Raw genomic sequence first — 7,381 nt, forward strand, 5'->3', positions numbered from 1 at the left:
GCCCCGTCCCGTCCCGTCCCGTCCCGTCCCGTCCCAGGAGGACCGATGCCGTCCCGCTCCGCCCGCACCACCGGGATCGTCCTCGCCGCCCTCGGACTCGTCGCCGTCGTCCTCGCGATCGTGCTGCTCGTCCGGCCCGCCGGCGGGCAAGCGCCCGGCGCAGCCACTGCGTCCGCGCGCCCGTCCTCGGCGCCGTCCGGGACCGCTCCGGCGACGTCCGCCGCTCCCGGCTCCGCGGAGGCGGCCGACGGCGCCGCCGCCCCCGCATCGACGGCCTCCGCCGCACCGTCAGACACCGAGCCGGGCACCGGATCCGATGCTCCTCCCGCGATCGTCTCCTTCGCCTCCACCCCCGCCTCCGTCGACTGCGAGGGCGACCGCACCGCCTCCGTCCCGCTCGCCCTGTCGTGGGAGACGAGCGGAGGTGCCACCGCCCGCCTGGCCGTCGGTACCACCGACGCGAGCGCGGGCGAGCCCGTCGACCTCGTGGAGTCCGGCTACGCCGCCGTCACCGCCGACTGCCGCGACTCCGAGACCCTGACCACCCTCGCCGTCCTCGCTCCCGACGGCACCACCGCCCAGCGCACCCTCGTCGTCCCCGCCTCCTGAGCCGCTCCGCCCGTGTGGAGGCGGTCACGGAGGCGTCGAGCGGCCCCGGCACGGCAGAATGGGACACGATGACCTCCACACCCCCTCCGCTCGGCCTGCTCCTCGACGTCGACGGGCCCATCGCGAGCCCCGTCACGCGCACGATCTCGATCCCCGAGATCGCCGACGACCTCGTCACCCTGGCCAACGCCGGCATCCCGATCGTGTTCAACACGGGCCGCTCCGACGCGTTCCTGCGCGAGCGGGTCCTGCCCGCGCTCCTCGAGCGCGGCGTCTCGGCCGAGGCCCGCATCGTCTGCGTCTGCGAGAAGGGCGCCGTCTGGTTCACCGTCGACTACCGCGGCACCTCGGAGCCGATCGTCGACGAGTCGCTCGCGATCCCCGAGCCGGTGGCCCGCGACCTCGAGCGGATGATCCGCTCCGACTACGACGACCTGGTCTTCTTCGACGAGACCAAGCGCGCCATGGTCTCGGCCGAGCAGCTGGTCGACCTGCCGAGCGAGGACTACCTCGAGCGCCAGCTCGTGTTCGACGCCGACGCCCTGCAGATCATGACCGCCGCGGGCCTGGGAGTCGAGCGCCGCGGCATCCGGTACCCGAACGAGGAGGGGACGGTCGACTTCCGCATCGACCCGACCGTCATCTCGACCGACATCGAGTCGAACCGGCTCGGCAAGGACCTCGGCGCCCAGCGCGCCGTGGAGCTGCTCGGAGCGACCGGCGCGATCCCGCAGCGCTGGCGCACGGTCGGCGACTCCCGGAGCGACTACGCGATGGCCGACTGGCTGTTCGAGCACGCCTACGACGTCGCCCACGTCGACGTGCGGCCCGCAGAGGGCGTGCCCGAGAAGCCCTACCCGGTCCTCGTCGTCGACGGAGCCGTGAACGACGCGGCCGGCGCCGCCGTGCTCCGCCGCTGGACGGAGCTCGTCGCCGACGAGACGACGCCCGAGGTCGGCGGCGCGATCTCGCTCCATGCCCGGAGCTGATCCGCAACCCTCGTCCCTCGTCGCTCAGGCCCGTTAGCGTTCGAGCATGAGAATCGCAGTCACCGGTGGATCCGGCAAGCTCGGCCGCCACGTCGTCACCCGCCTCCGCGCCTCCGGGCACGAGGTCTTCAACCTGGACCGTGCGGGGGACCGCGGCGCGGGCTTCGTCCGCATCGACATCGCCGACTACGGCCAGGTCGTGGACGCGCTGCAGTCGGTGAACGACCAGTACGAGGGCATCGACGCGCTCGTGCACCTCGCCGCGATCCCCGCGCCGGGCCTCGTGCCCGACGTCGCCACGTTCCACAACAACATGATCGCGACGTTCAACGCGTTCCACGGAGCGATCCGTGCCGGCATCCGCAACGTCGTCTACGCCTCCAGCGAGACCGTGCTGGGCCTGCCCTTCGACGTCCCGCCGCCCTACATCCCGGTCGACGAGCAGTACCCGGCGCGCCCGGAGTCGGTCTACTCGCTCACCAAGCACCTCGAGGAGCAGATGGCGATCGAGCTGTGCCGCTGGCACCCGGACCTGAAGATCACGGGCCTGCGCTTCTCGAACGTCATGGACGAGGCCGACTACGCCGAGTTCCCGTCGTTCGACTCCGACGCGCTGCTGCGCAAGTGGAACCTCTGGGGCTACATCGACGGACGCGACGGAGCGCAGGCGGTCGAGAAGGCGCTGCTCGCCGAGACGACCGGGTTCGACCGCTTCATCATCGCCGCGGCCGACACCGTGATGACGCGCCCCAACGCCGAGCTGGTGGCCGAGGTGTTCCCCGGCGTCGAGCTGCGCGGCGACCTCGGGACCACCGGGACACTGCTCTCGATCGACCACGCCCGCGAGGTCCTCGGCTACGCCCCCGAGCACTCCTGGCGCGACTCGCAGCAGGGCTGATCCGCGGGCCCGGCGCATCGGGGTCCGCGCTGTTCGTCGGTGGTGGACCTCGATGCGCGGGCTGCACCCGCTCCTCCGATCAGCAGGGGTGCGGTCGGCCCGTGACCGTGCCGGTCGAGGAGCGGCAGCGCGGCGTCTCGAGACCCGCCCTGTTCGTGCGCGGCTCGGCTCGCCGCCCCACGCACGAGCGCGCCCGGTCCGCAGGATGACTGCAGGCTGGGCGCGCTCCGTGGAGTCGAGGATCAGCTCGGGATGTAGTTGAAGGTGTCGGGGTCGGGGCCGGTGCGGTGGCCGCGGTCGAGCGCCGTGATGTCGGTCATCGCCTCGTCGTCGAGCTCGAAGTCGAAGAGGGCGAAGTTTTCCTCCACGCGCTTGCGGGTGACCGACTTCGGGAAGACGATGTCGCCGCGCTGGATGTGCCAGCGGAGCACGACCTGCGCCGGGCTGCGGTCGACGTTGCGCGCGATGCGGGTGATGGTGTCGTCGTCGAGGACGAGGCCCTGCGCGATCGGCGACCAGGCCTCGGTCGCGATGCCGTGCTCGGTGCCGTAGGCGCGGAGCTCCTGCTGCACGAGGTAGGGGTGCACCTCGATCTGGTTCACGGCCGGGACGATGGTCGCCTCGGCGCGGAGCCGGTTGAGGTGGTTGGTCTGGAAGTTGGAGACGCCGATCGCCTTCGCCTTGCCGCTGCGGTAGATCTCCTCCATCGCCTTCCAGGTCTCCAGGTAGTCGCCCACGTTCGGGAGCGGCCAGTGGATGAGGAAGAGGTCGACGTAGTCGAACTTCAGCTCGCCGAGGGTGACGTCGATCGCGGCGAGAGCGTCCTCGCGGGCGTGGAAGCCGTTGTTGAGCTTGCTGGTCACGAAGACCTCGGAGCGGTCGAGGCCGGAGGCGCGGACGGCCTCGCCGACGCCCGCCTCGTTGCCGTACATCTCGGCGGTGTCGATGTGGCGGTAGCCGACCTCGAGGGCCGCCAGGGTCGCGTCCTTGGTCTCGGCCGGGTCGATCTGGAACACGCCGAAGCCCAGCTGCGGGATCTCCACGCCGTTGTTCAGGGTGATCGTGGGGACCGTTGCGGTGTCGTCGCTCATGAGCGAGTACGTCCTTTCGTCGGGGCGAGGGCGCAGTGGAGCCGCGCCGTCGTGCCTCCAGTCCATCGCCTGCGGCTCTCAGCATCAACCCCTTGCGCGCTCGGCGGACATCCAGCTTCCCCCCGGAGGAGGAGTCGGATCCCCTGAGCAGAGGTGCGCCCGCTCCGGGAACGCCGAAGGCCCCCGGCACGGATGCCGGGGGCCTTCGGGGAGCGCGACTTACGCGCGGGACTTGCGGCCGACGATCGCGCCGTAGATGAGGAGGACGACGATCGCACCGACGACGGAGACGATGATGCTCACGATGTTGATGCCGTTGACGGCGTCCTGGATGCCGAACAGCGTGCTGAGGAAGCCGCCGAGCAGCGCGCCCACGATGCCGAGGACGATCGTGATGATCCATCCGCCGCCCTGCTTGCCGGGGAGGATGAGCTTGGCGAGCGCCCCGGCGATGAGGCCGAGGATGATCCAGCTGATGATGCCCATGATGTTTCTCCTTCAGTTCGTGCTCGATCGGCCGTTCCGATGCGAGCGGAGACACCGGCGGGCCGGTGTCCTGTGAGTCGTGGAAGCGGAGGTCAGCGGAGGCGGCGCTGCACCTTGTCGCGGGCCTTGCTCGCGATGGCGGTGAGCTGCTTGGCCTCGCGCTTGGAGGTCTTCTTGAGCTTCTTGCGGGTCTTCTTCGTGGCCGGGTCGTTCCACACGCCGAGTGCGAGGTGGCGCAGCTCTTCGTAGCGGCCACGGCCGGCGCGGGAGCCGAACAGGTAGGCGGTGAAGGCGACCAGTGCCAGCAGGACGAGGCGGGGATTCATGCGGTGACCCTTCCATCGGAGAGCACCGGGTCGTGCTCGACACCCATTTGACTCTCCTGCGCAATCCGTGACAAACCACGGCCCGACCATTGACAGGGACCCCTCGCATCGTGTTCCGCGTGCGCGTGTACCCGATTCAGCCGCAGGCCGGAGACGTCTCGGACGGGAAGCGAGCGTGGAGGTAGTGGCCGTAGCCGCCCTCGACCCGGTTGTCGCGGCGGCCGGAGGTGACCACCTCGCCGCGGTCCGTCGCTCCGACCCGGGCGCCGCTCGCGCGCAGCCGCTCGACGAGCAGGACGTCCTCGTGCAGCGGCTCCCGGCCGAAGCCGCCCGCGGCGAGGTACGCGCTCGCGCGGACGCCGAGATTCGCGCCGTGGATGCTGCCGATCGACTCCTCCCGCGCGCGGACGTCTCGCCAGCGCGAGTAGGCGCCGGGGGAGAGGTCGGCCGGGTCGGGCCGGACCGTGCCGAGCAGCGCGTCGTGCCGTCGGGCGTGCTCGACGTGGGCGGCCAGCCAGTCGCGGGGGACCACGGTGTCGGCGTCGGTGTTGGCGATCCACACCTGCTCGAGCGGAGCGGTGACGGAGGAGAGGGCGTGCGCGATACCCGCCGAGCGGGCGGCGCCTACTCCGCAGCGGGCGAGCTCCAGCACCTCGGCGCCGACGGCACGGGCCCGCTCGACGGTCGCGTCGGAGCAGCCGTCCGCGGCGACCACGAGGCGCATCCCGATGCCGGGCGCCCGGTGGGCGAGGTGGGTCGCACTGGCCTGGACGGAGGCGATCAGGCCGCCGATCCGCTCCTCCTCGTCGCGCGCGGGCACGACGACCAGCACCTGCGCGAGCCGGCTCACACCAGCCCCGTCCGGCGGGCGACCGAGCGGGAGTCGCGGGCGTGGACCTCGAGCAGGACGTCCTCCTCCTCGTGGCGGGCGAGGCGGTGCAGGCCCAGCTCGGCCACGGCGGACTGCACGGCGTCGCCGCCCAGAGCGAGCCCCTCGATCGGATGCCGCCAGTGCACGGTGACGAGCTCCCCAGCGGGGGCGAGGGCGTCGCGGATGGTGCGCAGCACGCCGGGGAGGGCGTCGCCGAGGTAGTAGCCGACCTCCGAGAGCACGACCAGGTCGAACGGACCCTCCGGCACGCCGCGGGTGATGTCGTGGTGCTCGACCCGCACGTGCTCGAGCGGAGCGAGGCGGCGGGCGGCGCGCTCGACGGCGGCGCTCGACACGTCGATCGCCAGCAGGCTGTCGGCCCGGTCGGCCAGCGCCTCCGCCAGCACGCCGATCGAGGCGCCGATCTCCAGCACCGAGCCGTAGCGCTGCTCCGGCAGGCTCGCGAGGGTCAGGGCGCGCTTGCGCTGCTCGTACCAGCGGCTCGTGTACCCCCACGGGTCCTCGTGGCGGGCGTACAGCTCGTCGAAGTAGCTCATGCGATCCTCACCAGCCGGTCGTCCCCGGTGAAGGTGCGCAGGAAGAGCGGATGGAGCACCGGACCGGTCCCGTCGGGCCCGGGGCGGGTCTGGCTGGGATAGCGGGAGCGGGCACGGCGGGTGCGCTCGAGCAGCTCGTCGTCGAGCGGCAGGCGCACGAGGTCGCCCCACGGCACCTCGGGGTCCTCCGGGACCGCCCAGTGCCACAGCCAGATCGGCGCGGCGAGCAGCGGCTGCCCGAGCTCGCGCGCGACCTCCGCGCAGATCTCGCCGACCACGCGGTGGTCCCGGTGCCCGTCCCCGGTCCAGGTGGAGAGGAGCAGGACGGTCCCGGGGGCGCCGGCCGCTCGCTCGCGCACCTCGCGTGCGATGCGCTCGTGGTGCTCCGGGGTCGCCGAGTCCGGCACGTCGAGGAAGGCGAGCCCGATGCCGGGGCCGAGCTCCGCCAGTGCGTCCGAGGCCTCCCGCCGGCGCTCGGCGGCGAGGTCCGCGTCCCGCTCCCCGTGGGCCGCGGCTCCGTCGGTCACGACGACGACGTCGACCGCGATCCCGCGCCGACGCGCGAGCGCGATGGTGCCGCCGCAGCCGAGGGTCTCGTCGTCGGCGTGCGCGACGACCACCAGGACGCGCCGGATCCCGTCGGGCAGGGTCAGCTCCGGGAGCCGGTCGCGGCGGCCGTCCGCGGTCCAGCGCTCGAGAGGAGTGCCCTCGAGGTGCCCGTCGAAGGGCCGGCTCACCAGGAGGCCGCCTCGCCCGAGGCGAGCACGGCGCGGCCGAGAGCGGCGTCGTCGCGCTCGGCGTGGTGCTGGCGGACGTAGAGCGCGAGATCGGCGACCCGCTTGGCGTGCTCGGCGTCGAGGGCGAGCGGAGCCGGGCCGAGCGCGCGGCCGGCGCGGAGCAGGATCTCCTCCACCGCTCCGGCGACGCTCGCCCGCACGCGCTTGGCGAGCAGTGAGCCGCGGGGGCCGTCGGCCTCGCCCGCGTCGACCGCCGCGGCGGCCTCGTCCAGCGCCCGGCGCGACGCGGAGAGCGCCGTGTCGATCGCTCCGAGGTGGGCCAGGAGGTGCGGGTCCTCGCGTCGGGCTGCCGCTGCCGCGACGGCAGCCGCGACTCCGAGGGCTCCGCCGTGCCAGCAGGCGGCGACGCCGATGCCGCCCCAGGCGAAGCCGGGCCGCGAGAGGTACCAGCCGGCGTCCCCCACGGGGACGGCGCGGGTGCCGGAGAAGCGGACCGGTCCGCTGGGCACCTCCGTCAGGCCCCGCGCGTGCCAGGCGTCCTGCTCCGGCGTCGCCGACCCGTCCCGCAGCGCCACGGCGAAGAGGCGGCGCTCGCCGGAGGCGTCCCCGACGTGGGCGGTGACGAGGGCGGCGTCGAGGCGGTCGGCCAGCGAGCACCAGGGCTTCACGCCGTCGAGCAGCCAGTCGCCGTCGCTCTCGCGGGCGACCAGAGGATCCCCGCCGCCCTCGGCCGCGAAGACCCCCCAGGCGGCGTCGGCGGCGACTCCGAGTCCGGACGGGTCGAGCTCCGCCTCGCCGAGGATCGCGAGAGCGTCGA

General features: G+C 73.1%; 10 protein-coding genes. 3 read left to right on the plus strand and 7 right to left on the minus strand.

Annotated features, from left to right (window positions below; all coding sequences use genetic code 11):
- Positions 1–45: 45 nt before the first annotated feature.
- The 3 genes from C5C74_RS16355 to C5C74_RS16365 all read left to right on the plus strand — a co-directional run bounded on the left by C5C74_RS16355 (position 46) and on the right by C5C74_RS16365 (position 2,496).
- Positions 46–609, plus strand: coding sequence for a hypothetical protein (locus tag C5C74_RS16355; protein WP_104351901.1), 564 nt, complete (start codon positions 46–48; stop codon positions 607–609).
- Positions 610–677: 68 nt separating this feature from the next.
- Complete coding sequence (locus C5C74_RS16360; protein ID WP_104234599.1) at positions 678–1,598, plus strand: hypothetical protein; 921 nt, start codon at positions 678–680, stop codon at positions 1,596–1,598.
- Positions 1,599–1,644: 46 nt separating this feature from the next.
- Positions 1,645–2,496 (plus strand): NAD(P)-dependent oxidoreductase, encoded by an 852-nt coding sequence (locus tag C5C74_RS16365; protein WP_104227477.1) that lies wholly within the window; start codon positions 1,645–1,647, stop codon positions 2,494–2,496.
- A 242-nt stretch (positions 2,497–2,738) separates the two neighbouring features.
- Here C5C74_RS16365 and C5C74_RS16370 read toward each other — a convergent pair whose 3' ends face one another.
- The 7 genes from C5C74_RS16370 to C5C74_RS17590 all read right to left on the minus strand — a co-directional run.
- Positions 2,739–3,587: an aldo/keto reductase gene (locus tag C5C74_RS16370; RefSeq protein ID WP_104224329.1), complete on the minus strand. Its 849-nt coding sequence runs from the start codon at positions 3,585–3,587 to the stop codon at positions 2,739–2,741.
- A 219-nt stretch (positions 3,588–3,806) separates the two neighbouring features.
- A complete protein-coding gene (locus C5C74_RS16375; protein WP_104224330.1) occupies positions 3,807–4,073 on the minus strand; it encodes a GlsB/YeaQ/YmgE family stress response membrane protein in 267 nt (88 codons plus the stop codon).
- 92 nt (positions 4,074–4,165) lie between these two features.
- The gene (locus tag C5C74_RS16380) at positions 4,166–4,399 is read right to left on the minus strand and encodes a hypothetical protein (protein WP_104351902.1); all 234 of its coding nucleotides are present in this window, start codon (positions 4,397–4,399) and stop codon (positions 4,166–4,168) included.
- Positions 4,400–4,535: 136 nt separating this feature from the next.
- Positions 4,536–5,249 carry a glycosyltransferase family 2 protein gene (locus C5C74_RS16385; protein ID WP_104224332.1) on the minus strand — a complete coding sequence of 238 codons (714 nt, stop codon included), beginning with the start codon at positions 5,247–5,249 and terminating at the stop codon, positions 4,536–4,538.
- Complete coding sequence (locus C5C74_RS16390; protein WP_104224333.1) at positions 5,246–5,827, minus strand: class I SAM-dependent methyltransferase; 582 nt, start codon at positions 5,825–5,827, stop codon at positions 5,246–5,248. The genes C5C74_RS16385 and C5C74_RS16390 overlap by 4 nt, the downstream gene beginning before the upstream one ends.
- The gene (locus C5C74_RS16395; RefSeq protein WP_181134727.1) at positions 5,824–6,564 is read right to left on the minus strand and encodes a PIG-L deacetylase family protein; all 741 of its coding nucleotides are present in this window, start codon (positions 6,562–6,564) and stop codon (positions 5,824–5,826) included. Before C5C74_RS16395 ends, C5C74_RS16390 begins: the two co-directional genes overlap by 4 nt.
- Positions 6,561–7,381 (minus strand): acyl-CoA/acyl-ACP dehydrogenase (locus C5C74_RS17590; protein ID WP_104351903.1); only part of this gene is annotated, 821 nt, incomplete at its 5' end. The genes C5C74_RS16395 and C5C74_RS17590, both read right to left, overlap by 4 nt.

It is taken from the genome of Rathayibacter sp. AY1E8, from assembly GCF_002931415.1.
In the GTDB taxonomy this organism is placed as follows: domain Bacteria; phylum Actinomycetota; class Actinomycetes; order Actinomycetales; family Microbacteriaceae; genus Rathayibacter.